The sequence below is a fragment of the Streptomyces durmitorensis genome, from assembly GCF_023498005.1.
Taxonomy (GTDB): Bacteria; Actinomycetota; Actinomycetes; order Streptomycetales; family Streptomycetaceae; genus Streptomyces; species Streptomyces durmitorensis.
On the sequence record NZ_CP097289.1, the window covers coordinates 6195664 to 6220095 of the forward strand.

Below are 24432 nucleotides of genomic sequence, written 5' to 3' on the forward strand. Positions count from 1 at the left end.
CGCCCCTTCGGGGGCGCCCCAAACTCCGGAGAAGTTCATGCCCAACGGCCTCGCCCGCGCCGCCATCCGCTTCAAACCCTCCGCCTTCGTGGGTACGTTCGTCGCGCTGATGATGGCCGCGATGATCGTGTCCGCGTGCGGCATCCTCCTGGAGACGGGGGCGCGCGCATCGGTGCCGCCCACCCGCTACGCCGACGCCCCCGTGGTGGCCGCCGCCGACCAGCGGGCCCACTTCGTCGCGGGCAGCGGAGACAGCCGTTCCGAGTCGGCCACGCCACTGCCCGACCGGGCCCGCATCGACAACTCCCTGGTGAAGAAGGCGGGTTCGGTGCCCGGCGCGCGCACCGCCGTCGCGGACGTCACCTTCCCCGTGCAGTCCGGCGGCAGGAGCGTCACCGCGCACGGCTGGGGCTCCACGTCCTTCACCGGCGAGAAGCTGACCGCGGGCCGCGCCCCGCAGCCCGGCGAGGTCGTCCTGGCCGCGCCCGGCGCCTCCGTGGGCGAGCGCACCACGCTGACCACGGCGGACGGACCGCGCGACTTCCGGGTCTCCGGAACCGTCCGGGCCGCCGACGGCGCCCCCACGGCCTGGCTCGCCGACTCCGACGCCGTACGCCTCTCCGGCCACCCCGGCCGCATCGACGCCATCGCCGTCCTGCCCAAGGACGGCGTCACGGACGACGCCCTCAAGTCCCAGGTGGCCCGCGCCCTCGGCACCAAGGCCGACGTCCACACCGGCGACGACCGCAGCGAGGCCGAGGGCTCCGAGGTCGCCTACGCCCAGGAGATGCTCACCGGCATCGGCGGCTCCTTCGGAGGCATCGCCACCATGGTCGCCATGTTCACCGCGGCGGGCACGGTGGCGCTCTCCGTCGGACAGCGGGCCCGTGAGTACGCGCTGCTGCGGGCCATCGGCACCACGCCCCGCCAGATCCGCCGCACCATCGCCACCGAGGCCCTGCTCGTGGCACCCCTCGCGGGAGCGGTCGGCGTACTGCCCGGAATCGCCCTGGCCGGCTGGTGGTTCGGGCAGCTGAAGGAGAAGGGCGCGATCCCCGGGGGCCTCGACCTCTCGGTCTCCTTCATCCCCCTCGTCTCGGCCGTCGGCGCCGCGGTGCTCACCGCGCTGCTCGCCGGCTACGCGGCGGCCCGCCGCCCCTCCCGCATCAGGCCGGGCCAGGCGCTGAGCGAGTCCTCGGTGGAACGCCTGCGCTTCGGCTGGATCCGTACGCCGCTGGGCATCGCGGCGGCCGTCGGCGGCTGCGTCTTCGCCGGGGTCGCCTCCTCCCTGACGGGCGACGACGCGGCCAACGCGGCGCTCGGCATCGTCATGCTGTTCATGCTCGCCGTGGCCCTGCTCGGCCCACTGGTCGCCCGCGGCTGCGCGGCCCTGTTCGGACTTCCGCTGCGCGGGGCGGGCGCTTCGGCCTCGCTCGCGGCGGCCAACTCCCGTACGAACGCGCGCCGTCTGGCCTCGGCGATCACCCCGATCGTCCTCGCCATGGCGTTCTCGTCGACCCTCGTCTTCATGCACACCAGCGAGGACCGGGTGGCGGCCGACCAGCAGCGCGAGGGCATCACGGCGGACCACATCGTCTCCGCCTCAGGGGCCGGAGTGACCTCCGACGGGGTGACGAAGGCGGCGCGGGCCCCGGGAGTCACCTCGGCCGTCGGCCTCCTCAAGACCTCCGTCCTGGTGCCGGTGGGCTCGGGCGGCGACCGCTGGCTGGAGTCGGCGTCGACGCAGGGCCTGACGGGCTCGTCCCGTGACCTGGCCAAGGTCCAGGACCTGGACGTCAAGGCGGGCACGATGGCCTCGCTCGGCAAGGGCGAGATCGCCGTCGACGCGAAGCTCGCGGACTCCGCGCACGTGAGGACGGGCGAGCGCATGACGCTGCGCATGCCCGACGGCACGAAGGCGTCACCGAAGGTGGTGGCGACGTACGGCAGGGGCCTTGGCCTCTCCCAGGTCACGCTCCCCTCAACGGACTTGAAGCACCACGTGACGTCGTCCTTCTCCTCGGAGATCTGGACGAAGGGAGCGGCCCCGGCGGCCCTCACCTCCCTGGGCACGCTCCAGGACCGCGAGGGCTACGCCACCGCCCAGTCCACGGACCGCCAGGTCAACGCCTGGGCGAACGCGGTGATGGCGGCGGTACTCGGAGGATTCGCGGCGATCGCCGCGGCCAACACCCTGGTGATGACGGTCCTGGACCGCCGCCGGGAGCTCGGCACACTGCGCCTGATCGGCTCCACCCGGCGTCAGGTGATGCGGATGGTGCGGTGGGAGGCGCTCCTGGTCGCCGGCGCGGGCATCGTGATCGGCTCGGCGATCGCGCTGGCGACGCTGGTCCCCATGATGAACGGCCTGACGGGGGAGTCCCCGTACATCCCGCCACTCCTGTACGGCTCCTTCGCGGCCGCAGCCCTGGCCCTGGGCCTGGCGGCAACGGCCTTGCCGGCGAGGGCGGCGCTGAGGGAATCCAGCCCGTCCGGCGCCTGAGGAAGAATCCCCGCATGAACTCCAGCCCCACCCTGTCCCTCGCCGAGGTAGAGGCAATAGCCCGCCAGGCCCACGCCACCCAGCAGGACAAAGCGGGCCGCCCCTACGCGGAGCACCTGCAAGCCGTGGCCGAGGGCGTCCGCGCCAGAAACGGCTCGGCGGAACAGATCGCCGCGGCCTGGCTCCACGACGCGATAGAGGACAACGCCCTCACCGAGGAGTGGCTGCGGGACGCCGCACTCACCCCACGTACGAAGGACATCGTCCGCGCCCTCACCAAGCACCCGGGCGAGCCCCCTCAGGCGTACGCCCGGCGCATCCTCGAAACCCCCGGCGCCCGCCTGGTGAAGGAGGCGGACCTGGCCCACAACGCGAATCCGGCCCGCCTAGCAGAGCTAGACGGGCCGACCCGCACTCGCCTCACGGCGAAGTACACCAACATGCGCGCCCTGTTGGGCCTGTGAACCGAGCGGTCAAGCCGAGGACTTGGCCCGCTCCCGAGCCAACGCCGCGGCATCCCGCTTGAACGCCCACTCCATCTTCGGCTCCATGGCGAAGCGGAACATCCGCTGCACCGGAGGCGTACAGAGGAGCGTCACCACAGCCGCGGCCACCAGTGACACGAGCACCTCGCCGGAAGGCGTGTGCATCCACGCGTAGTCGTCGAACCAGCCCCAGAAACGCGAGCCCTTGGCGAGGAAGCCGTGCAGCAGGTAGCCGTACAGCGTGCCCGCGCCGAGCACCGTGAACCACATCTTCCGGCGCGGAACCCACGCGAAGAAGCACGCGGTCAGGATCGCCGAGCAGCCGAACAGCGCCAGCGTCATCACGACACCGGCCCACCACGGCGCACCCAACTCCTGGGCGCTGTCCCGGCGGTAGAACCATGCCGAGGTCATCCGCGGTCCCGCCCAGTACGCGAGGAGCAGTGCGCTCGCGAAGATCGGGATGGAGAGCAGCCGCACCTCGCGGCGCCGCACCAGCTGGAAGTACTCGGGCTTCATGATCAGGCCGAGCACGAAGAAGGGCAGGAACTGCAGCACCCGCTGCAGATCGAGATCGTCACCGATGTCCGGAGAGATCGTGGCGAGCACGGCGATGGCGAGCGCGAGCGGCAGCGGCCAGCGCACCAGCTTCCACAGCGGGGTCGTCAGACGCCAGACGAAGAGCGCGACCAGGAACCAGGTGAGGTACCAGGGGTCGAGCAGACTGATCGGCTGCGTCGGGTCGTCGTCCGCGTAGCGCTTGAAGATGGTGTACGCGACTTCGAAGATGACGTACGGCACGGCGACGCCGGTCACCAGGCGCTTGAGCCGGTCTGACCGCATGTCGAAGCTGCGTGAGAAATAGCCGGAGATGAGGATGAACGCCGGCATGTGGAAGGTGTAGACGGTCATGTACAGCGCCTCTGCGGCGCGACTGCCGTCGGTCAACGGCTCCCAGGCGTGCGCCATCGCGACCAGGACGATCGCCAGGTACTTGGCGTTGTCGAAGAAGGAGTCGCGCTGCTTGGTGGGTTGACCCGTGGAGACGGGTCTGTCCGAGGAACCGGTGTGGCCCGTGGAGCCTGAGTGGCCCGTCGAGCCGGGTCGAGCGGTGGTGCCGGCCGGGGCGTGGGGAACGGTCGCGGCCATGGTGGACTGGGGGGCGCGGGGGCCAGGTACTCCGTCCGCCGGCACATGTGCCGGGGGGAGCGGCGCCCGGTGGCGGCCGTGCGGGTGAACCGAGTTCGTCACAGGCCCTCCCACCAAGAGCTCGGTGAGACGATCCGGGACCGCACTGCGCTTGCGGGGATGGTGGCAGCGTGGAACATCTGAGGCACCCTAGCGTCGCTTGCGTGTATTCGTAAAACCCTCAACTCGGCTGTCAGCTCAATCACAGACGGTTCGTGGCTATTGGGGTCCGAGTACCCAGGAATCACGGAAGTCGACATGGAGATTCACCTCCTGTCACCTCGTATTACAGGGGGTTGGATGTCCTTTACGTCACAACTCATCCCCCTTAAACGGCGCATAACGCCTGCGGGCGACTCTGGTGAAATGTCCGATTGATCGGCCCTTTGTGGCGCCGGTGATGTGTGTCCGGCAACAATTCGAATTTCTGGCGAACGAGTTGTGTGGCGATGGAAACGATCAAGCCGAATTAGTGGCCGTGCGCGGGCTTCGAATTGCCGTGCGGGAGCGCGGTGTTCATGTGCCCCAAGGGCGACCCCGTGTGCCGGACCCGTGCCGGACGCGTGCGGCGGTGGCCGACGATGTGTCACCGGCCGCATACAGAAGGCGCGTTGGTGGCACGATGGTCCTGGCGGGGGTGTGCGGGGTCGTACCCCCCGGGCCGGGGAGAGACCGACCTAGGGTGTGATCAGTGTGGCCATTTCGCTGTCAGTGGTGTTGCTGTTGGCGATCATCCTCATCGTGCTGATCCGCGGGGGATCGATCAAAGCGGGGCCCGCGGTCGTCGCGGTGCTCTTCGGGTTCTTCCTCGCCTCAACCGGAATGGCACCCTCCATAAACCGCTTCCTCAATGAAGTGGCCGAGACGATCAACTCGATCAGCTTCTGACCGGCGTACGCGGTCCGCTCGGCCGAGGCCCGGACCCGGCGTCCGCGGTCCGCTCCGCCCGGCGGTCCGACCCCCGGAGACCCGAACGCAGAAAAGCCTCCGGCCCGGTTCCGAGGAACCGGGCCGGAGGCCACCGAGCGGGTGACGGGAATCGAACCCGCGTAGCTAGTTTGGAAGACTAGGGCTCTACCATTGAGCTACACCCGCATGCTTCGCACCACAGGACATCGCTGGTCAGCGACTGCGGCACGGCAAGCATCGTAGCGGGTCGGAGCCCCTCGCCGCACACCCCGTACGTACTCGCGATTAAGCGGGCGTCGCACTGCCTGCGGGCATGTACCCTACGTCTCGCACCGACGGGGTGTGGCGCAGCTTGGTAGCGCGTCCGCTTTGGGAGCGGAAGGCCGTGGGTTCAAATCCCGCCACCCCGACCAGCAGGATCTCTTCCAGGATCTCCTTCACAAGATCGCATTGTGGGTCGGCTCCCGCTTGCCGTTACTATGCAAGCTGTGTGCCCGTGTGTCTCTGAGCCGGGCTCAATCCCAAGAAGTCAGCCCCAAGGAGACCGAACCGTGAAGAGCGCCGTGGAGACCCTGAACCCGACCCGGGTTCGGCTCACTGTTGAGGTGCCCTTCGAGGAGCTCAAGGACAGCCTCGACGCGGCCTACAAGAAGATCAACCAGCAGGTCACGGTGAAGGGCTTCCGCAAGGGCAAGATCCCGGCCCGAGTCATCGACCAGCGGTTCGGCCGCGGCGCCGTCCTCGAAGAGGCCGTCAACGACGCGCTCCCGAAGTTCTACACCGAGGCCGTGAACGAGGCCGAGCTCAACGTCCTGGGCCAGCCCGAGGTGGACATCACCGAGCTGAAGGACAACGAGACCCTCAACTTCACCGCTGAGGTCGACATCCGTCCCGCGATCGAGATCCCGGACTACTCCGGCATCGAGGTCGAGGTGGACGCGGTCGAGGTCAGCGATGAGGACGTCGAGAAGGCCGTCGAGGAGCTCCGTGAGCGCTTCGCGTCCACCTCGCCGGTCGAGCGTGCCGCCGAGGACGGCGACGTCGTGACGATCGACCTGGAGGCCAAGGTCGACGGCGAGGTCCTGGAGGACGGCGTCGCGTCCGGCGTCTCCTACACGATCGGCTCCGGCGAGCTCCTCGAGGGCATCGACGAGGCCGTCAAGGGCCTGGAGGCCGGTGGCGAGGCCACCTTCACCTCCGAGCTCAAGGGCGGCTCCGCCGCGGGCAAGGAGTCCGAGGTGACCGTCAAGGTCACCCAGGTCGCCGCCCGTGAACTGCCCGCCCTGGACGACGACTTCGCGCAGCTCGCGTCGGAGTTCGACACCCTGGACGAGGTCAAGGCGGACAGCCGCAAGCGCCTCGAGAACATGAAGCAGTACGACCAGGCGACGCAGGCCCAGGAGCGTGTCCTGGAGAAGCTGCTCGAGCTGGTCGAGGTCCCCGTCCCCGAGAAGCTCCTCGCGGACGAGATCGAGACCCGCAAGCACAACCTGGTGAACCACCAGCTCGGCCAGATGGGCCTCGACCTCGCGAAGTACCTGGAGATCCAGGGCAAGACCGAGGAAGAGTTCGACGCCGAGACCAAGGAGCAGGCCGAGAAGGGCATCAAGACGCAGTTCGTCCTGGACGAGCTCGTCAACAAGGAGAAGCTGAACGTGAACCAGGAGGAGCTCACCGAGCACCTCATGCGTCGCGCGCAGTCCTCCGGCATGTCCCCCGACCAGTTCGCCCAGGCCGTCGTCGAAGGCGGCCAGGTCCCGATGCTGGTCGGCGAGGTCGCCCGCGGCAAGGCCCTCGCGGTCGTCGTGGAGGCCGCGACGGTCAAGGACACGAACGGCGAGGTCGTGGACCTCGACGACGAGGACGAGGCTGCCGCCGAGGGTGAGCAGGCCGAGGTCGAGGTCGAGGCCTCGGAGCCCGCCGAGGAGAAGACCGAGGCCTGAGCAGCCTCGCTTCACTGAACGCACAGTGGGCCCCAGGGACGTGACGTCCCTGGGGCCCACTGCTTTAGGGGCGCGGGGAACTGCGTGAGCAACCCCCACAAGCCGCAGGCGCGGCTGCCACGGGCGCTCCCACGGCGGGTGCGGCCTGTCGGGGGCGGGCCGCGCAGTTCCCCGCGCCCCTGACGGGGCGCCCCGGCAGCCCTGTAAGGCGCCCCCGCCAGAACCTGCGCTCACAGCGAACAGTGAACTCTGCGGGATTCCCCGAAGGGGTCCGCGCGTTAGGGTCCATGAATACGAGGGCAGGGGAGTCCCCGAAGCCGTCCCGGAGCGGCGAGCACGCGGGGTCCCAAGCCTCAGAAGAAGACGTGAGACGGCCCGGCGCCGTCGTAAGACGAGCAGGTGGATACGTGACGAATCTGATGCCCTCCGCCGCCGGCGACCCCTCCATCGGTGGTGGCCTCGGCGACCAGGTCTACAACCGGCTGCTCGGCGAGCGGATCATCTTCCTCGGCCAGGCCGTGGACGACGACATCGCCAACAAGATCACGGCGCAGCTGCTGCTCCTTGCCGCTGAGCCGGACAAGGACATTTTCCTTTACATCAACAGCCCTGGTGGATCCATCACGGCCGGCATGGCGATCTACGACACCATGCAGTACATCCAGAACGACGTGGTGACGATCGCGATGGGCATGGCGGCCTCGATGGGCCAGTTCCTGCTCAGCGCCGGTACGCCCGGCAAGCGCTTCGCGCTGCCGAACGCCGAGATCCTGATCCACCAGCCTTCTGCCGGACTCGCGGGCTCCGCGTCGGACATCAAGATCCACGCCGAGCGCCTTCTCCTCACGAAGAAGAAGATGGCGGACCTCACCGCGTTCCACACGGGCCAGACCGTCGAGCAGGTCACCCGCGACTCGGACCGCGACCGCTGGTTCGACCCGCTGGAGGCCAAGGAGTACGGCCTCATCGACGACATCATGCCCAACGCGGCCAGCATGCCGGGCGGCGGCGGCACCGGAGCCTGAGCCTCACCGCTCAGCCCTCCCGAAGCCGACCTCAGCCCACGCTCCTCAGGAGACCTACAGAGATGAAGAACTACCCCGGCAGCGGCCTCTACGAGCGCGCTCAGGCCGAGTACACCGGCCCCACGGCCGAATCCCGCTACGTCATCCCGCGCTTCGTCGAGCGCACCTCGCAGGGCGTGCGCGAGTACGACCCGTACGCGAAGCTGTTCGAGGAGCGCGTGATCTTCCTCGGCGTGCAGATCGACGACGCGTCCGCCAACGACGTCATGGCGCAGCTCCTGTGCCTGGAGTCGATGGACCCGGACCGTGACATCTCGATCTACATCAACAGCCCCGGCGGCTCCTTCACGGCGCTCACGGCCATCTACGACACGATGCAGTTCGTGAAGCCGGACGTCTCGACCGTCTGCATGGGGCAGGCCGCGTCCGCCGCAGCCGTGCTCCTCGCGGCCGGTACGCCGGGCAAGCGCATGGCGCTCCCGAACGCGCGCGTCCTGATCCACCAGCCCTACAGCGAGACGGGCCGCGGTCAGGTCTCCGACCTGGAGATCGCCGCGAACGAGATCCTCCGGATGCGTGCGCAGCTGGAGGAGATGCTGGCCAAGCACTCCACGACGCCGATCGAGAAGATCCGCGACGACATCGAGCGCGACAAGATCCTCACTGCCGAGGACGCGCTGGCGTACGGCCTGGTCGACCAGATCATCTCCACTCGGAAGATGAACAACGCCTCGGTCGTCTGACGCAGCGCTGTAGCATCTGCCGTTCCTTGGCACGGTTCACGTCAAAGTGAACCGTGCCAAGGGGGGCCCGAACGGGGGGCCAGGCAAGGTACCGTCGGATATGAGGCACCAGGAGTCGCTGAACGTGGCGTCTCCCAGGCGAAGGGGAAGCACCTCGTGGCACGCATCGGTGACGGCGGCGATCTGCTCAAGTGCTCGTTCTGCGGGAAGAGTCAGAAGCAGGTCAAGAAGCTCATCGCAGGTCCCGGTGTGTACATCTGCGATGAGTGCATCGACCTCTGCAACGAGATCATCGAGGAAGAGCTCGCGGAGACGAGCGAGGTGCGGTGGGAGGAACTCCCCAAGCCTCGCGAGATCTACGAATTCCTCGAGGGGTATGTCGTGGGCCAGGAGCCCGCGAAGAAAGCCCTCTCGGTAGCGGTCTACAACCACTACAAGCGGGTCCAGGCCGGTGAGACCGGCGGCGCGCAGGGCCGTGACGACGCGATCGAACTCGCCAAGTCCAACATCCTGCTGCTCGGCCCGACCGGCTCCGGCAAGACGCTGCTCGCGCAGACGCTCGCGCGCATGCTGAACGTCCCGTTCGCCATCGCGGACGCGACGGCGCTCACGGAGGCGGGCTATGTCGGCGAGGACGTCGAGAACATCCTCCTGAAGCTCATCCAGGCCGCTGACTACGACGTCAAGAAGGCCGAGACGGGCATCATCTACATCGACGAGATCGACAAGGTCGCCCGCAAGAGCGAGAACCCGTCGATCACGCGCGATGTCTCGGGCGAGGGTGTCCAGCAGGCCCTGCTCAAGATCCTGGAAGGCACGACGGCCTCGGTCCCCCCGCAGGGCGGCCGCAAGCATCCGCACCAGGAGTTCATCCAGATCGACACGACGAACGTGCTCTTCATCGTGGGTGGCGCCTTTGCCGGCCTCGAGAAGATCATCGAGTCGCGGGCGGGCGCGAAGGGCATCGGCTTCGGCGCCACGATCCACTCCAAGCGCGAGCTGCAGGAGAAGGACCGGTTCGAGGACATCATGCCGGAGGACCTGGTGAAGTTCGGGATGATCCCGGAGTTCATCGGCCGCCTCCCCGTGATCACCTCGGTCCACAACCTGGACCGCGAGGCACTGCTCCAGATCCTGGTGGAGCCGCGCAACGCACTCGTGAAGCAGTACCAGCGCCTGTTCGAACTGGACGGCGTGGAGCTGGACTTCGAGCGCGAGGCCCTGGAGGCCATCGCCGACCAGGCGATCCTGCGCCAGACCGGCGCGCGTGGTCTGCGGGCCATCATGGAGGAGGTCCTCCAGTCGGTGATGTACGAGGTTCCGTCCCGCAAGGACGTGGCCCGGGTCGTCATCACGGCGGACGTCGTCCACTCGAATGTGAACCCGACGCTGGTGCCGCGCGACGCGCGGGGTCCGGGGTCCGGGGAGATGAAGTCGGCGTAGCCGTCTCCAGGTCTACGTGAAAGGGGCGCCCGGCGAGTGATCGCCGGGCGCCCCTTCGCGTTGAACGACCTTGTCCCGTCGCCTACTTGGCCTACTTGGCCTACTTGACCTCGACGCGGACGTCGTCGCGCAGGTTGGTCACCAGGCTTGCGACGTCCTCAAGCGCGATGTCGTCGCCGCTCGCGGTGGCGGCGACGTCGGAGTACGCGGCGTACGCGACCGTGCTGTGGTCGCCCCAGACGCACATCGGCGTCTTGAAGCTGTTCGGGACACCTTCGTCGTCCGGACCGACCGCGCCCATCCTGAACTCGGCCGCCTGGCACTTCATGACGCCGTTCTCGAAGCCGTCCGGAGTGAACTCCTCGGGGCTGCCGATGAGTTTCATGCCGCCGGGCGTCTTCGAGTTCTTCTTCATCTCGGCGAACATGGCGTCGACGACCTTCTCCGGGTCGTCGATCTCCCCGTACACACCGGAGTAGTTGAGGGACCTCATGGTCGAGCCCTCGCCGCGGTTGTAGGCGGCGAAGACGTCCTGAGGGTTGCTGACGCCCTGCTTCTCCAGGTCCTTGAGGTCGCTCGACGACATGCCGCCACCGCCGCCGGCGGACGAGTCGTCCTTCTTGTACTCGCCGCCGAGGACGGACGCGGGCGCCGTCAGCTTGTACGTCTTGCCGTCGTCGGCGATGGACCCGCCGTCCTTCCCCGCGGTGAACCACCAGACGCCGGCACCGACCGCGGCGACCGCGACCACGGCGCCGACGACGATGCCGGCCTTCTTCCCGCCGCCGCCCTGCGGAGGCGGAGGCGGCGGAACCTGCCCGTAAGGGCCCTGGGGCTGCTGGGGGTAGCCGTAGCCGGGCTGCGGCACCGGAGGCTGCTGGGGGCCGCCGTAGGGCCCCTGCTGGCCGTAGGGCCCCGGCTGCTGCTGCGGCTGGCCGCCGTACGGGCCCGGCTGGTGGTAGCTCATTACGTGGCTCCCCTCGGTGTCAGAGCTTGACGCGGACTTCCTTGCGGAACTTGGCCGTCTTCTCGGCGGCCTCGTCGAGGTCGGCGCTCTTGCCGGACATCGCGTTCGCCACGTCCGTGGTGATCACGATGCCGAGCGTGCTCTTGTCACCCCAGATGCAGGTGGCCATCGACATCTCGCTGGGGCCCTGGCTGCTGCCGGCCGACGACGTGCCGAGGTCGACCTTCATCTCCTGGCACTTCAGGAGCGCGCCTTCGAGCCCCGCGGGGCTGTACGACTTGGGGCTGCCGACCAGCGTCATCTTCTGGCCGCCGCTTCCGCTGCCTTCCTGGGCGTTCTTCTCCGCCTCGCCGAACATCGCGTCGACGACCTTCTCCGGGTCCGCGATGTCGCCGTAGACGCCGTTGAACTGCAGGATCTTCTGCGACAGCGGGTTGTCCTCGTCGCCCGCCTGGTACTGCGCCGTGACATCCTTGGCGTTCTTGACGCCGTGCTTCTCGGCTTCCCTGACGTCACTGGAGGTCATGCCGCTCTCGGCGGCCCCCTCCTCGCCCTTCTTGTACTCGGTGAGGACCGTGGCCGGCGTGATCAGCTTGTGCGGGCCGTCGTCCTCGATCCCGGTGTCGCCACCGGCAACGGACGAGGAGCCGCCCTTCTTGCCGCCGTCCTTGTCGTCACCGCCCGCGAAGACGAAGTACCCGCCGACGGCGACCGCGGCGACCGCGACCACGGTGGCGATGATGATGCCGGTCTTCTTGCCGCCGCCCTGCGGGGGCGGCGGCGGGACCTGCCCGTAGGGGGCCTGCGGCTGCTGGCCGTACGGGCCCGGCTGCTGGGGCTGGCCGTACGGCTGCTGCGGCGGGACTCCCTGCGGCGCCTGCTGGGGGTAGCCGTAGCCGGGCTGGGGTGCCTGCGGCTGCTGGCCGTAGGGGCCCGGCTGCTGGCCGTACGGGCCGGGCTGCTGGGGCTGCTGGCCGCCGTACGGGCCTGGCTGGTTGTAACTCATGACGTGGGTTCCCCCGTGAGTGCGCTTATGTGATGTCGACATCCTGACGGAAGCAGCCCCGGCCGAATCGACCGGGGCTGCTGTGCGCGAGGTGACGCCTTCAGGACATCAGGCGAGAAATCAGGCCTTGACGCGGACTTCCTTGCGGAGCTTCGTCGTTGTGTCCGCGGCGTCCTCGAGCGAGGCGCCCTTGCCGGTCATGGCGCTCGCCATGTCGACCGGGATCACGATGCCGAGCGTGCTGTTGTCGCCCCAGATGCAGACGGGCATGCGGATCGACTTGGGTCCGGAGCCGCCACCCTTGATCTCCGTCTCCTGGCACTTGAGCACCGCGCCATCGGCGTCGAAGCTCTTCGGGCTGCCGATCAGCTTGCCGGTGGAGGTGGAGGCGTCCTCCTTCTTCGACTCCTCCTTCATCTTGTCGAACATCCCGTCGACGACCTTGGACGGGTTGTCGATCTCGCCGTAGACACCCATGAACTTGATCATCTTCTGGGCCAGCGGGTTGCTCTTGTCGCCGGACTGGTACTCGGCGTCGACGGGCTTGCCGTTCTTGACGCCGTCCTTCTCGGCCCTCTCCATGTCGTCGTCGTTGAAGCCGTCGCCGGTCGAGGCCTGCTTCTTGTACTCGGAGAGGACCGTCTCGGGCGTCACCAGCTTGTGCGGGCCGTCGTCCGCCACCGCGGAGTTGCCCGCCGACGAGCTGTCGTCCTTGCCCGCCGTGAACCACCAGATGCCGCCGCCGATCGCGACGAGCGCGACGACGGCGCCGATGATGAGGCCGGTCTTCTTGCCGCTGCCGCCACCCGCGGGCGGGGGCGGCGGGACCTGCCCGTACGGGCCCTGCTGGTTCTGGTCGTAGGGACCCGGCTGCTGCGGCTGGCTGTAGCCGCCCTGCTGCGGGGGAACTCCCTGCGGGGCCTGCTGGGGGTAGCCGTAGCCGGGCTGGGGTGCCTGCGGCTGCTGGCCGTAGGGTCCAGGCTGGCCAGGCTGCTGCCCGTAAGGACCGGGCTGCTGGGGCTGCTGCCCGCCGTACGGGCCAGGCTGGTTGTAGCTCATTGCGTGGGTTCCCCTCCGAACGCTTATGTGTTCCCGACATCCTGTACGAAGGCAGAGGCCCCGTGTGGCTGCAGGCCGCAACCGTTACTCAAGAATCCGGTTTCGGGACGGGTCTGTGACACCTCTAAACTGGCCCGGTGACCGAGAACACTCAGCAGCAGAATCCAGCGCCCACCACCGAACTGCCGACCCAGTACGCGCCGGCCGAGGTAGAGGGGACGCTGTACGAGCGCTGGGTAGAACGCGGCTACTTCTCCGCCGACGCGGCGAGCGAGAAGCCCCCGTACACCGTCGTCATCCCGCCGCCGAACGTCACGGGATCCCTGCACCTGGGCCACGCCTTCGAGCACACGCTCATCGACGCCCTCACCCGCCGCAAGCGCATGCAGGGCTTCGAGACGCTGTGGCAGCCGGGCATGGACCACGCCGGCATCGCCACGCAGAACGTCGTGGAGCGTGAGCTCGCCAAGGAGGGCAAGTCCCGCCACGACCTGGGGCGCGAGGAGTTCATCGAGCGCGTCTGGAAGTGGAAGGGCGAGTCCGGCGGGCAGATCTCCGGGCAGATGCGCCGCCTCGGTGACGGCGTCGACTGGGACCGTGAGCGGTTCACCATGGACGAGGGCCTCTCCCAGTCCGTCCAGACCATCTTCAAGAGGCTCTACGACGACGAGCTGATCTACCGCGCCGAGCGCATCATCAACTGGTGCCCGCGCTGTCTGACGGCCATCTCGGACATCGAGGTCGAGTACCAGGACGACGACGGCGAGCTCGTCTCCCTGAAGTACGGCGACGGTGACGAGACCGTCGTCGTCGCGACCACCCGCGCCGAGACGATGCTCGGTGACACCGCCATCGCCGTCCACCCGGACGACGAGCGGTACAAGCACCTCGTCGGCAAGCTGATCAAGCTGCCGCTGACCGACCGCTCGATCCCGGTCGTCGCGGACGAGCACGTCGACCCCGAGTTCGGCACGGGCTGCGTCAAGGTGACCCCGGCGCACGACCCGAACGACTTCGAGATCGGCCAGCGTCACGACCTGCCGAACATCGCGGTCATGGACGAGCACGCGGTCATCACGGTCCCTGGTCCCTTCCAGGGCCTCGACCGCCTGGAGGCCCGCTCCGCCATCGTCGGCGCCCTGCGCGCCGAGGGCCGCATCGTCGCCGAGAAGCGCCCGTACTCGCACTCGGTCGGCCACTGCTCGCGCTGCAAGACCACCATCGAGCCGCGCCTGTCGATGCAGTGGTGGGTCAAGGTCGCCCCGCTCGCGAAGGCCGCCGGTGACGCGGTCCGCGACGGCAAGGTCGCGATCCACCCGCAGGAGATGGAGAAGCGCTACTTCGACTGGGTCGACAACCTCCACGACTGGTGCATCTCGCGTCAGCTGTGGTGGGGCCACCGGATTCCGGTCTGGTACGGCCCGAGCGGCGAGGTCGTCTGCGTCGGGCCCGACGACGAGGCGCCCACCGGTGAGGGCTGGACCCAGGACAGCGACGTCCTCGACACGTGGTTCTCGTCCGGCCTGTGGCCGTTCTCCACGCTCGGCTGGCCCGAGGAGACCGACAGCCTCGCGAAGTTCTATCCGAACTCCGTCCTGGTCACCGGCTACGACATCCTCTTCTTCTGGGTCGCCCGGATGATGATGTTCGGCCTGTACGCGATGGACGGCACCCCGCCGTTCCACACGATCGTGCTGCACGGCATGGTCCGCGACCAGTTCGGCAAGAAGATGTCGAAGTCCTTCGGCAACGCGGTCAACCCGCTCGACTGGATGGACAAGTACGGCTCGGACGCCGTCCGCTTCACGCTGGCCCGCGGCGCCAACCCCGGCGTCGACGTGCCGATCGGCGAGGACTGGGTCCAGGGCTCGCGGAACTTCGCCAACAAGATCTGGAACGCCACGCGCTTCGCGCTGATGAACGGCGCCACGATCGAGGGCGAACTGCCGCCCGCCGAGCAGCTGTCGGCGACGGACCGCTGGATCCTGTCCCGGCTGAACGCGACGGTCGCCGAGGTCGACGCGCTCTACGACGACTACCAGTTCGCCAAGCTGTCGGACGCCCTCTTCCACTTCGCGTGGGACGAGGTCTTCGACTGGTACGTCGAGCTGTCCAAGACGACCTTCATGGGCGGCGGCGACGCGGCGAAGGTCTCGGGCCGCGTCCTGGGCGAGGTCCTCGACGTGACGCTGCGCCTGCTGCACCCGATCGTCCCGTTCGTGACGGAGACGCTCTGGACGACCCTCACCGGCCGCGAGTCCCTCGTGATCGCCGAGTGGCCCTCCGACAGCGGCTTCCGTGACGCCGCGGCCGAGCAGGAGATCGAGACCCTCCAGCAGGTCATCACCGAGGTCCGCCGCTTCCGCGCCGACCAGGGCCTGCAGCCGGGCCAGAAGGTCCCGGCCCGGCTGTCCCTCGACGGCACGACGCTGGCCAAGCACGAGGGCGCCATCCGTCAGCTCCTGCGCCTCCAGCCGGAGGGCGAGGGCTTCGCGGCCACCGCCACGCTGCCGGTCTCGGGCGCCACGGTCGCGCTCGACCTGTCCGGCACGATCGACGTCGCGGCGGAGCGCAAGCGCCTCGCCAAGGACCTCGCGGCGGCCGAGAAGGAGAAGGCGCAGGCCACGGCGAAGCTCGGCAACGAAGCGTTCCTGGCCAAGGCGCCGGACAACGTGGTCGACAAGATCCGCGGCCGCCTCACCAAGGCGGACGCCGACATCAGCCGGCTGCAGGCCCAGCTGGACGGCCTGCCGCAGGCCTAGTCAGGCGGTGGTGACGGGGCCCATGGAACCAGCCGGTTCCATGGGCCCTGTCCCGTGTTCGGGTCCCGTCTCCTGCCCGGGGATGAGCAGGACCCGCTCGGGGATGTGCAGCCCGAGGCGCACCAGCTCCGCCTCGGCGAGCGCGTCGAGGATGTCGGGGTCGCCGCCGCGCCAGCCCTCGGCGAGGCTGCCCGCGGTGGCGTCGGGGAGTTCGTACGCGGTCCGTGCGACCTCGTCCAGCGGCCTCAGCAGGGCGCGCAGGGCGAGCAGTTCGCGGCCGTCGTCGCTCGCGGCGAGCTCCTGGGCGGCGGCTGCCTGCCGGATCCAGCGCAGGCGCCGGGGGAGCCAGCTGCTGAGGACGAGGCCCACGGGTACGAGGAAGACGACGACGGCGCCCACGATCACCGCCGCGCGGACGGTCACCGGGTCCCCGGCTCCGGCGGCGTCCGCGGCGGCCCGCAGCGCGGAGTCGACGCGATCACCGACCAGGGGCAGGCGGGAGGGGGCGCCGAGGGACGACGGGGCGGGGGCTTCCGGTGCGGGGCGGGTGAGCAGACAGGCCAGCCGGTAGGCGACGACGGCCGCGGCGGTCCACAGCGCGGTCCAGAGCAGGACCGCGCCGTCGCCGAGGAGCTGGCGGGTCCGTCGGCCGGGGTTCTGGGCATACCACATGGTCTGATTTGACCCCCGGAGACGGCCTTTGGGGGACCGCCACGCCGACGTGTCACACTTCACGAAATAAAGGTCATAAGTCTGATGATTCGGGCAGAAAGACCTTGGATGATGGAAGGCATGCACGACCTGCCCGCCGCCGAGGCGTTCCGCCAGGCGACGGCTGCGGGCCGTCGCCTCGCCGGGCGCTGGGTACGCGCGCCCCGGGTGCAGGACGCTCTCACGGCACTGAGCTGCCTGGCCCTGATGAGCCTGGACATCCCCGGCCTGGCCGAGGCCGACAACTCCCTCAACGGCCCGCTCGCGGCCCTGGTCCTGGCCTGCGGCGCGGCGTCCCTGCTGCTGCGCAGGACCGCGCCCTGGGTGACGTACGCGGTGGCCCTCGCGCTCATCGGCTGGCTGCACGAGCTGACCCTGGCCCAGTTCGCGCTGTACTCCCTCGGCAGGTATCGCGGCCGTCTCGCCGGCACGGTCGGCGTGATCGGCTACGTGGCTTTCGCGTACGTGATGTTCACCCTGCCCGGCTGGCCGGTGCACCGCGGGGACACCTTGAGCTCCTTCCTCAGCCTGGTCGTGCCGATCGGGGTGCTGGCGGCGGGGGTCGGGGTCGCGGCCAACCGGCAGGACCTGGTCCGTGCGCTGCAGGCGCAGCGGGCGGAGACGGACGCGTTGCACGCGGTGCAGCAGGAGCGGTCCCGTATCGCACGGGACGTGCACGACTTCGTCGGCCGTGAGCTGACGCTGTTGAGCGTGCGCTCGCAGGTGCTTGCGCGCCGGGCGACGGGCGGGGCCTTCGAGGAGGGTTTCGAGGAGCTCTCCGAGACGGCGCGGTCGGCGCACCGGATGCTGAACGAGATCATCGTGCGGCGGGGCGTGGACGGCGCCCCGACGCCGGGCCTGGACGCGCTCCCCGAACTCGCGGAGCGCAGCGAGCGGGCAGGCACTCCGGTCGACCTCCTGATCGACGGGTCGGCCTACCGCCTGTCGCCCATCCGGCAGGCGGCGGTGCACCGGGTGGTGCAGGAGTGTCTGACGAATGCGGCGAAGCATGCGCCGGGGGAGCGGGTGGATGTGCGGGTGGAGGTCGTCGCCGGCCACCTGCGCGTGACCGTACGCAACGCCCTGTCCGCCGCTGCTCCGGCCTCGTCGCCCGTCTCCGCGGGCACGGGTACCGCCGGTATGGCTGAGCGGGTTCACACGGTGGGCGGGAGCTTCTCGGCGGGGCCGCTGCGCGGGGCTTACGAGGTCCTTGCGACGCTTCCGGCGGGGGACGTGGCCTGAGGGCCGCCTGCGGCGGGGCGTGCGCTGCGTCTACTGCCCCCGGCAGCACCCGACCGAACAAGCCTTTCCCGCCCACCCACCCGATTGCCCCGCAGCGGCCAGCGATTCGCCGCAGTCGGGAGTGCTCGTGAGGGGACGTGCCGGTATGTCTGCCCGGAGCACGGTTCGCGGCGCTCCGGCAGCGAAGCAGCCCCGCGGTCACCGGACGATAGCGAGGACGGACATACCGGCGCGGCCCCGCCCCCAGACAGACAGACAGACAGACAGACAGACAGACAGACAGACAGACAGACAGACAGACAGACAGACAGGCACCGCACCGCCCGCCGCAGGCCTACGCCGCGGACATCACCCGCTCCAACCCGTCGAAGTCCTCCACGCACTTCCCGCACCCCATCGCCACACTGTCCAGCGGATCATCGGCCACGAACACCGGAATCCCGGTAGCCGAAGCCATCCGCAGGTCCAGGGCCGGCAGGAGCGCGCCCCCGCCCGTCAGCACGATGCCGTGCTCCATGACGTCCCCCGAAAGCTCCGGCGGGCACTCCTCCAGCGTCGTCCGCACCGCGGCGATCACCGCCTCCACCGGCTCGTCGAGAGCGGCCCGCACCTCCGGCACCGTCAGCTCCACCGTCTTCGGAAGCCCCCGCACCTTCTCCCGCCCCCGCACGGTGAACGTCCGGGACTCCAGCGCCTCGTCCCCCGGCACGGGCCACGCCGAGCCGATCGCGACCTTGATGTCCTCCGCCGTCCGTTCGCCGATCAGCAGTCCGTGCTCCTTGCGCACGAAGTTCGTGATCGCCTCGTCCAGGCGGTCCCCGCCCACCCGCAGCGACTGCGCCGTGACGATACCGCCCAGAGAGATGACGGCCACCTCCGTCGTGCCGCCGCCGATGTCGACCACCATGGAGCCCCGCGGCTCCGCCACCGGGAGTCCCGCGCCGATCGCCGCCGCCATCGGTTCCTCCACCAGGTGCACGGCACGGGCCCCCGCCCGCTGCGCCGCGTGCACGATGGCCCGCCGCTCGACCGGCGTGACGCCGCTCGGCACGCACACCACCATCCGCGTACGAGGACGGCGCCCCGGCACCGCCTTGCGCACGAAGTGCCTGATCATCTCCTCGGCGGCTTCGTAGTCGCTGATCACGCCGTCCCGCAGCGGGCGGATCGCGGTGATGGAGCCCGGCGTACGGCCGATCGTCTCCTTGGCCTCCGTGCCGACGGCGAGAGCCGTCCGCGCGCCCTCCTTGACGGCGACCACGGACGGTTCGTTGAGCACGATCCCCTGACCGCGGACGTAGAGAAGGGTGTTCGCTGTGCCGAGGTCGATGCCTATGTCCATGATCGCCAAGTTTGCCCGGCGAATTCCCGGATCGTCGGGACCAAGGTCCCGAATCGCCCGGGACCAAAGTCCCGACCAGGGCTGAGCAGGTCCCGACGGCGGCTGTCATACCCCGTCCGTAGACTGGCGTGCGTGAGTGACCTCCCCCCGCCTGACAGCGAGCACCCCGACCGCGACGACCGCGACGGCCGTGACGACAGCGACGACCGTTTCGCCGAGATCGTCGAAGCCGAGACCGACCGTGACCCCGACCTCGCCGTGATCGAGGCGGGCAGCCGCACCCTGCGTACCCAGGCGGGCCCGCCCCAGGGCGACATCCCCTCCCGCCCCACCGACCCGGAGGTGGACAAGGCGCTGCGCGAGGTCGAGACAGAGCTCGCGAGCCGCTGGGGCGAGACGAAGCTCGAGCCCTCCGTCAGCCGCATCTCCGCGCTTATGGACATCCTGGGCGAGCCCCAGCGCGCGTACCCCTCGATCCACATCACCGGCACGAACGGCAAGACGTCCACGGCCCGCATGATCGAGGCCCTGTTCAGCGCCTTCGAGCTGCGCACCGGGCGTTACACCTCGCCGCACGTCCAGTCGATCACCGAGCGGATCAGCCTGGACGGCGCCCCCATCGAGGCCGAGCGCTTCGTGGAGACGTACAACGACATCAAGCCGTACGTGGAGATGGTCGACGCCAAGGAGGAGTACAGGCTCTCCTTCTTCGAGGTGCTCACGGGCATGGCGTACGCCGCCTTCGCGGACGCCCCCGTGGACGTCGCCGTCGTCGAGGTCGGCATGGGCGGCAGCTGGGACGCGACGAACGTGATCGACGGCTCGGTCGCCGTCGTCACGCCCATCGACCTGGACCACACCGACCGCCTGGGCAATACGCCGGGCGAGATCGCCGCCGAGAAGGCCGGCATCATCAAGCCGGACGCCACGGTGATCCTGGCCCAGCAGCCGGTGGACGCGGCGCAGGTGCTCCTGAAGAAGGCCGTCGAGGTCGACGCGACGGTGGCCCGCGAGGGCCTGGAGTTCGGCATCGTCTCCCGCACGGTGGCGGTCGGCGGCCAGCTCCTGACCCTGCGCGGTCTCGGCGGGGAGTACGAAGAAGTCTTCCTGCCGCTCCACGGCGCGTACCAAGCGCACAACGCCGCCGTCGCGCTCGCCGCGGTGGAGGCGTTCTTCGGCATCGGCTCGCAGCACGCGCGCCCGCTCGACATCGACACCATCCGCAAGGCCTTCGCCTCGGTCTCGTCGCCGGGCCGCCTGGAGGTCGTGCGCACCTCGCCGACCGTCGTCCTGGACGCCGCGCACAATCCGGCGGGTGCCCGCGCCACCGCCGAGGCGGTCAGCGAGGTCTTCGACTTCAGCAACCTGATCGGCGTGGTCGCGGCGAGCGACGGCAAGGACATGAAGGGGCTGCTCGAAGCCTTCGAGCCGATCTTCGCCGAGGTCGTCATCACGCAGAACTCCAGCCACCGCGCGATGGACGCGGACACGCTGGCCGGGCTCGCCGTCGAGGTCTTCGGCGACGAGCGCGTCCAGGTCGAGCCGCGCCTGCCGGACGCGCTGGAGGCCGCGATCACCCTCGCCGAGGAAGAGGGCGAGTACGCGGGCGGCGGCGTCCTTGTCACCGGCTCCGTCATCACCGTCGGCGAGGCCCGACTGCTCCTGGGGAGGGGCTGACTCCTGTGCGTACGCTCTGTGCTTCGACGCTGATCGGCGAGTTCTTCGTCATCGGCTTCGCCGGTCTGGTCGCCATGAAGGACCCGGACCTGTCGATGGGCACGGTCTGGACGGTCAGCGGCATCGCGATGCTGTTCTGCGTCCTGCTGTGCGGAATGATCACCCGGCCCGGCGGGGTGCAGCTGGGCTGGGCGCTGCAGATCGCGCTCATCGCGAGCGGGTTCGTCGTGCCGATCATGTTCTTCATGGGCGCGGTGTTCGCCGCGCTGTGGTGGGCCTCGCTGCACTTCGGCCAGAAGATCGACGAAGCGAAGGCCAGGTTCGCGGCGCAGGCCGAGTCCGGTGCCGAGTCCGGGGCCGGGGCCGGGGCCGAGGCAGGGGCCTAGCCGGGCGGGCTCCCGGGACCGGAGGTAACGCGGTGTAGTGGGTGCCGGTATCGTGCCGGTCAACCCACACGCTCGTAGAAAAACTGCTTGGAGCCGCACATGACCCAGCGCACTCTCGTCCTGCTCAAGCCCGACACCGTCCGTCGTGGCCTGATCGGCGAGATCATCGGCCGTATCGAGCGCAAGGCGGGCTGGACGATCTCCGCGCTCGAGCTGCGTTCGCTCGACCAGGAGACGCTGGAGCAGCACTACGGCGAGCACAAGGGCAAGCCCTTCTACGAGCCGCTGGTCGCCTTCATGTCCTCCGGTCCGGTCGTCGCGCTCGTCGTCGAGGGCGAGCGTGTCATCGAGGGCGTGCGCGCCCTCGCGGGTCCGACCGACCCGATCGCCGCGGCGCCCGGCTCCATCCGGGGCGACTTCGGCTCCATCGTCCGGGAGAACCTGATCCACGCCTCGGACTCCGAGGAGTCCGCCGAGCGCGAGCTGAAGATCTTCTTCCCGGGTGTCGTCTGACGTCCATATGCAGAGACGCGCGTAAAGAGTTCCGTAAAGACTTCTGACGCCTAGTCAGCAGGGCACCGCCCTGACCAGGGGTGGCCGAGAAAACCGGCCGCCCCTTGGCATATGCGCCCCAATTGGGGGAACCCGTGCCTCCGATGGCACGTCTCCAAGAGCGAGGCGGCGCATCATCTGCTGACAATGGCGAAGACCCTAGCGCCGTGTTCGTGCAGGCGAGACTACGATGGAAGCCTCCACGCCACACAGCACCCACCTCGCCTACCTAAAAAGCCATCAAACGCTCCAGGGAAGGCCAGACGCATCCTCATGGGGAACAACATGTCGTTCATCGGCCGTGACATGGCTGTCGACCTCGGGACCGCCAACACGCTGGTGTACGTCAGGGGTCGGGGGATCGTTCTCAACGAACCGTCCGTCGTCGCGATCAACACCAACACCGGTGGCATCCTCGCTGTCGGCGCCGAAGCCAAGAAGATGATCGGTCGCACGCCGGGCAACATCGTTGCCGTGCGACCGCTGAAGGACGGCGTCATCGCCGACTTCGAGATCACCGAGCGGATGCTCCGCTACTTCATCCTGAAGATCCACAAGCGGCGCTATCTCGCCCGCCCGCGCGTGGTCGTCTGTGTGCCTTCCGGCATCACCGGAGTCGAGCGCCGCGCCGTCATCGAGGCCTCCTCGCAGGCCGGCGCCCGCCAGGTGCACATCATCGAGGAGCCCATGGCCGCCGCCATCGGTTCCGGCCTGCCGGTCCACGAGGCCACGGGCAACATGGTGGTCGACATCGGCGGTGGCACCACCGAGGTCGCCGTCATCTCGCTCGGCGGAATCGTCACGGCACAGTCGATCCGTGTCGCGGGCGACGAGCTGGACAACGCGATCATCCAGCACATCAAGAAGGAGTACTCCCTCCTCCTCGGCGAGCGCACGGCCGAGCAGATCAAGATCACCATCGGTTCGGCGTACGACATGGACGCCGACGAGCACACCGAGATCCGCGGCCGGGACCTGGTCTCCGGGCTGCCCAAGACCGTCGTCATCTCCGCCGCCGAGGTCCGCAAGGCCATCGAGGAGCCGGTCAACGCGATCGTGGACGCGGTGAAGACGACCCTCGACAAGTGCCCGCCGGAACTCTCCGGTGACGTGATGGACCGCGGCATCGTTCTCACAGGAGGCGGCGCCCTGCTGCGCGGCCTCGACGAGCGCCTCCGTCGCGAGACGGGCATGCCGATCCACATCGCCGAGGACCCGCTGGACAGCGTGGCGCTCGGCTCCGGCAAGTGTGTCGAGGAGTTCGAGGCGCTCCAGCAAGTGCTCGACGCATCACCGCGCCGCTGAGAGTGGCGCGAACCCGCGACAAGGGTGTCCGCCGTACGAGTGCCTGTCACCTCGTGCGGCGGATCGTTGATATAGAGAGCTCAGAAGAGAACACATAAGACGGGCATGGCATAACAATTCCGCGGCGCCCGCAGACGCCGTGGAATTGGATTGCGTAGATTTGCTCGGACATACGCACAGTTGCTCAGAATTCCAAGGATTTCCAACTGAGGAAGGCACGGCCGCCGCACGTGAGGGACACACGAGAGAGCCGGCTGCTCCTGGTGCTGCTGATCGCCATCGCGTTCGCTTTGATCACGGTGGACATCCGTGGTGGCGAGGACTCGCCGGTCGACGGTGCCCGCCAGGCCGCCGCCACGGTCTTCGGTCCGGTCGAGGACGGAGTGTCGTCCGCCGTAGACCCGGTCGGCAACGCCATCGGCGCGGTACGGGACTCCGGCGACCGGCATGACCGGATCGCCGAACTCACGCGGCAGAACGCCGCGTTGAAGGCGAAGCTCGGCAGCGACGACCGCAATCGCAGTCGGATCAGACAGCTGGACAGCATGCTCAAGAGCGCCGGTGCCGGTCAGTACGGCATCAAGGGCGCCGAGGTCATCGGCATAGGAGCGGCCCAGGGCTTCTCCTGGACCGTCACCATCGACGCCGGCGCCAACGACGGACTCAAGCGCGACATGACCGTCCTGAACGGCGACGGTCTGGTCGGCCGCGTCACCACGGTCGGCCCCGGCACCGCGACCGTTCTGCTCGCCAACGACCCCGACTTCACCGTCGGCACCCGCATGGAGAAGACCGACGAGCTCGGCTTCGCCACCGGACAGGGCGACCGCCCGCTCTCGGTGCAGATGCTCAACGGCAAGGCCAAGGTCAAGAAGGGCGACCGCCTGGTCACCTTCGGCTCGCAGGCCGACAAGCCGTTCGTGCCGGGCGTGCCCGTCGGCGAGGTCGTCCGCGTCGACCCCTCGGGCGGCGACCTGACGCGCAACATCTACATCAAGCCGTACGTCGGCTTCACCAAGCTGGACATCGTCGGCGTCGTCGTCGAGGCGCCCCGCGAGGACCCGCGCGACACGGTCCTGCCGAAGAAGCCCGCCAAGCCGAAGCCGACCCCGACGGTGACCGTCACGGCCACCCCGTCAGGACAGCCCCCGGCCGACGGCGTCGACAACGGCAACGAGCAGTAG

At 69.0% G+C, this 24432-nt stretch carries 20 protein-coding genes and 2 tRNA genes; 15 read left to right on the plus strand and 7 right to left on the minus strand.

Annotation, left to right across the window (positions count from 1 at the left end; all coding sequences use genetic code 11):
* The first annotated feature begins 37 nt into the window (after positions 1-37).
* Both M4V62_RS27650 and M4V62_RS27655 read left to right on the plus strand, forming a co-directional pair.
* A complete protein-coding gene (locus M4V62_RS27650; protein ID WP_249589917.1) occupies positions 38-2503 on the plus strand; it encodes an FtsX-like permease family protein in 2466 nt (821 codons plus the stop codon).
* Between the two features lie 14 nt (positions 2504-2517).
* The gene (locus M4V62_RS27655; protein WP_249589918.1) at positions 2518-2967 is read left to right on the plus strand and encodes an HD domain-containing protein; all 450 of its coding nucleotides are present in this window, start codon (positions 2518-2520) and stop codon (positions 2965-2967) included.
* Positions 2968-2976: 9 nt separating this feature from the next.
* On the opposite strand, the gene M4V62_RS27660 is transcribed toward M4V62_RS27655, so the two are convergent.
* Positions 2977-4239, minus strand: coding sequence for an acyltransferase family protein (locus M4V62_RS27660; protein WP_249589919.1), 1263 nt, complete (start codon positions 4237-4239; stop codon positions 2977-2979).
* A 630-nt stretch (positions 4240-4869) separates the two neighbouring features.
* Here M4V62_RS27660 and M4V62_RS27665 point away from each other — a divergent pair.
* Positions 4870-5064 (plus strand): hypothetical protein, encoded by a 195-nt coding sequence (locus M4V62_RS27665; protein WP_249589920.1) that lies wholly within the window; start codon positions 4870-4872, stop codon positions 5062-5064.
* 136 nt (positions 5065-5200) lie between these two features.
* Here M4V62_RS27665 and M4V62_RS27670 read toward each other — a convergent pair.
* Positions 5201-5271, minus strand: a tRNA-Gly gene (locus M4V62_RS27670).
* Positions 5272-5421: 150 nt separating this feature from the next.
* Between M4V62_RS27670 and M4V62_RS27675 the strand changes: the two genes are divergently transcribed.
* The 5 genes from M4V62_RS27675 to clpX all read left to right on the plus strand — a co-directional run bounded on the left by M4V62_RS27675 (position 5422) and on the right by clpX (position 10239).
* Positions 5422-5498 (plus strand) — tRNA-Pro (locus tag M4V62_RS27675).
* Positions 5499-5636: 138 nt separating this feature from the next.
* Entirely contained in the window at positions 5637-7028 is a 1392-nt protein-coding gene (gene tig / locus M4V62_RS27680; RefSeq protein WP_249589921.1) for a trigger factor, read from the plus strand.
* A gap of 419 nt (positions 7029-7447) precedes the next feature.
* On the plus strand, positions 7448-8053 hold the full coding sequence (locus tag M4V62_RS27685; protein ID WP_249593023.1) for an ATP-dependent Clp protease proteolytic subunit: 606 nt from the start codon (positions 7448-7450) through the stop codon (positions 8051-8053).
* 62 nt (positions 8054-8115) lie between these two features.
* Positions 8116-8796, plus strand: coding sequence for an ATP-dependent Clp protease proteolytic subunit (locus M4V62_RS27690; RefSeq protein WP_249589922.1), 681 nt, complete (start codon positions 8116-8118; stop codon positions 8794-8796).
* Positions 8797-8952: 156 nt separating this feature from the next.
* Positions 8953-10239, plus strand: coding sequence for an ATP-dependent Clp protease ATP-binding subunit ClpX (gene clpX, locus M4V62_RS27695; protein WP_190080441.1), 1287 nt, complete (start codon positions 8953-8955; stop codon positions 10237-10239).
* Positions 10240-10339: 100 nt separating this feature from the next.
* Here the strand turns inward: clpX and M4V62_RS27700 are convergent, their stop codons facing one another.
* The 3 genes from M4V62_RS27700 to M4V62_RS27710 form a co-directional block, all read right to left on the minus strand.
* Positions 10340-11206, minus strand: coding sequence for a hypothetical protein (locus M4V62_RS27700; protein ID WP_249589923.1), 867 nt, complete (start codon positions 11204-11206; stop codon positions 10340-10342).
* Positions 11207-11225: 19 nt separating this feature from the next.
* Positions 11226-12212, minus strand: coding sequence for a hypothetical protein (locus M4V62_RS27705; protein WP_249589924.1), 987 nt, complete (start codon positions 12210-12212; stop codon positions 11226-11228).
* A 120-nt stretch (positions 12213-12332) separates the two neighbouring features.
* The gene (locus M4V62_RS27710) at positions 12333-13271 is read right to left on the minus strand and encodes a hypothetical protein (protein WP_249589925.1); all 939 of its coding nucleotides are present in this window, start codon (positions 13269-13271) and stop codon (positions 12333-12335) included.
* A gap of 137 nt (positions 13272-13408) precedes the next feature.
* Between M4V62_RS27710 and M4V62_RS27715 the strand changes: the two genes are divergently transcribed.
* On the plus strand, positions 13409-16033 hold the full coding sequence (locus tag M4V62_RS27715; protein WP_249589926.1) for a valine--tRNA ligase: 2625 nt from the start codon (positions 13409-13411) through the stop codon (positions 16031-16033).
* Here the strand turns inward: M4V62_RS27715 and M4V62_RS27720 are convergent, their stop codons facing one another.
* On the minus strand, positions 16034-16705 hold the full coding sequence (locus tag M4V62_RS27720) for a hypothetical protein (protein WP_249589927.1): 672 nt from the start codon (positions 16703-16705) through the stop codon (positions 16034-16036).
* A gap of 120 nt (positions 16706-16825) precedes the next feature.
* On the opposite strand from M4V62_RS27720, the gene M4V62_RS27725 reads away from it, so the two are divergent.
* A complete protein-coding gene (locus M4V62_RS27725) occupies positions 16826-17986 on the plus strand; it encodes a sensor histidine kinase (RefSeq protein WP_249589928.1) in 1161 nt (386 codons plus the stop codon).
* A 334-nt stretch (positions 17987-18320) separates the two neighbouring features.
* On the opposite strand, the gene M4V62_RS27730 is transcribed toward M4V62_RS27725, so the two are convergent.
* A complete protein-coding gene (locus M4V62_RS27730; protein ID WP_249589929.1) occupies positions 18321-19328 on the minus strand; it encodes a rod shape-determining protein in 1008 nt (335 codons plus the stop codon).
* A 132-nt stretch (positions 19329-19460) separates the two neighbouring features.
* Between M4V62_RS27730 and folC the strand changes: the two genes are divergently transcribed.
* The 5 genes from folC to mreC all read left to right on the plus strand — a co-directional run bounded on the left by folC (position 19461) and on the right by mreC (position 24432).
* On the plus strand, positions 19461-21005 hold the full coding sequence (folC, locus tag M4V62_RS27735) for a bifunctional tetrahydrofolate synthase/dihydrofolate synthase (protein WP_249589930.1): 1545 nt from the start codon (positions 19461-19463) through the stop codon (positions 21003-21005).
* Between the two features lie 5 nt (positions 21006-21010).
* A complete protein-coding gene (locus M4V62_RS27740; RefSeq protein WP_249589931.1) occupies positions 21011-21391 on the plus strand; it encodes a DUF4233 domain-containing protein in 381 nt (126 codons plus the stop codon).
* 99 nt (positions 21392-21490) lie between these two features.
* Positions 21491-21904 carry a nucleoside-diphosphate kinase gene (gene ndk, locus M4V62_RS27745; protein WP_249589932.1) on the plus strand — a complete coding sequence of 138 codons (414 nt, stop codon included), beginning with the start codon at positions 21491-21493 and terminating at the stop codon, positions 21902-21904.
* Between the two features lie 324 nt (positions 21905-22228).
* Complete coding sequence (locus M4V62_RS27750; RefSeq protein ID WP_160505014.1) at positions 22229-23248, plus strand: rod shape-determining protein; 1020 nt, start codon at positions 22229-22231, stop codon at positions 23246-23248.
* A 230-nt stretch (positions 23249-23478) separates the two neighbouring features.
* Complete coding sequence (mreC, locus tag M4V62_RS27755) at positions 23479-24432, plus strand: rod shape-determining protein MreC (RefSeq protein WP_249589933.1); 954 nt, start codon at positions 23479-23481, stop codon at positions 24430-24432.

Bases quoted from the DNA above. Each gene is read 5' to 3' on its own strand.
- M4V62_RS27730 (WP_249589929.1), bottom strand. From the start codon at position 19,328: ATGGACATAGGCATCGACCTCGGCACAGCGAACACCCTTCTCTACGTC.
- M4V62_RS27685 (WP_249593023.1), top strand. From the start codon at position 7,448: ATGCCCTCCGCCGCCGGCGACCCCTCCATCGGTGGTGGCCTCGGCGAC.
- M4V62_RS27720 (WP_249589927.1), bottom strand. From the start codon at position 16,705: ATGTGGTATGCCCAGAACCCCGGCCGACGGACCCGCCAGCTCCTCGGC.
- M4V62_RS27650 (WP_249589917.1), top strand. From the start codon at position 38: ATGCCCAACGGCCTCGCCCGCGCCGCCATCCGCTTCAAACCCTCCGCC.
- M4V62_RS27710 (WP_249589925.1), bottom strand. From the start codon at position 13,271: ATGAGCTACAACCAGCCTGGCCCGTACGGCGGGCAGCAGCCCCAGCAG.
- M4V62_RS27750 (WP_160505014.1), top strand. From the start codon at position 22,229: ATGTCGTTCATCGGCCGTGACATGGCTGTCGACCTCGGGACCGCCAAC.
- M4V62_RS27700 (WP_249589923.1), bottom strand. From the start codon at position 11,206: ATGAGCTACCACCAGCCGGGCCCGTACGGCGGCCAGCCGCAGCAGCAG.
- M4V62_RS27655 (WP_249589918.1), top strand. From the start codon at position 2,518: ATGAACTCCAGCCCCACCCTGTCCCTCGCCGAGGTAGAGGCAATAGCC.
- M4V62_RS27690 (WP_249589922.1), top strand. From the start codon at position 8,116: ATGAAGAACTACCCCGGCAGCGGCCTCTACGAGCGCGCTCAGGCCGAG.
- M4V62_RS27705 (WP_249589924.1), bottom strand. From the start codon at position 12,212: ATGAGTTACAACCAGCCAGGCCCGTACGGCGGCCAGCAGCCCCAGCAG.
- ndk (WP_249589932.1), top strand. From the start codon at position 21,491: ATGACCCAGCGCACTCTCGTCCTGCTCAAGCCCGACACCGTCCGTCGT.
- M4V62_RS27725 (WP_249589928.1), top strand. From the start codon at position 16,826: ATGCACGACCTGCCCGCCGCCGAGGCGTTCCGCCAGGCGACGGCTGCG.